Origin of the sequence: Nguyenibacter vanlangensis (assembly GCF_013376155.1) — a bacterium.
Classification (GTDB): Bacteria; Pseudomonadota; Alphaproteobacteria; order Acetobacterales; family Acetobacteraceae; genus Gluconacetobacter; species Gluconacetobacter vanlangensis.
The window spans coordinates 1-653 of sequence record NZ_JABXXP010001138.1 but is presented as its reverse complement, the minus strand read 5'-3'; the positions used below and the strand labels follow the sequence as shown (position 1 = coordinate 653).

The window sequence follows — 653 nt, the reverse complement described above, 5'->3', positions numbered from 1 at the left end:
GGGCCCACGGGATCGTCCCGGTGATCGGCACGCTGGACGACGCGGCGCTGCTGACGGCCGAGGCGCGGGCCGCCGATGCCGTCATCAATGCCGCCGACAGCGACCACCAGGGCGCGGTCGAGGCGCTGTTGGCCGGTTCGGGCGGCGGCAAGCCCTTCATCCATACCAGCGGGACCAGCCTGGTGGGCGACGAGGCGATGGGCGAGCCGTCCGACAGGATCTTTACCGAGGACACGCCGGTCACGCCCGAGCCCGACAAGGAACACCGGGTGGCGCTGAACAGGCTGATCCTGGATGCGGCGCCCGAAATCCGCACGATCGTGCTGTGCAACAGCCTGATCTACGGCAACACGCTGGGCGCACCGGCGCAAAGCGTGCAGATTCCGCCGCTGGTGGCCCAGGCGCGGGAAAGCGGCATTCCGCGCTATATCGGGCGGGGCCTGAATATCTGGTCGAACGTGCATATCGCCGACATGACGGACCTGTACCTGCTGGCGCTGGAAAGGGCGCCGGCCGGCAGTTTCTATTATGTCGAGAACGGCGAGGAATCCTTCGGCGCGCTGGTGGGAGCCATCGGCCGGGCGCTGGGGCTGGGGCCGGCGCAATCCTGGCCGGCGGCGGATGCCGTCGCGCGGTGGGGGCGCGAACTGGCG

Annotated in this window: 1 protein-coding gene; it reads left to right on the top strand. The window is 69.7% G+C overall.

Annotation, left to right across the window (positions count from 1 at the left end):
* A partial coding sequence (locus tag HUK84_RS21725; RefSeq protein WP_176641985.1) for an NAD-dependent epimerase/dehydratase family protein occupies window positions 1–653 on the top strand: 653 nt, incomplete at both ends.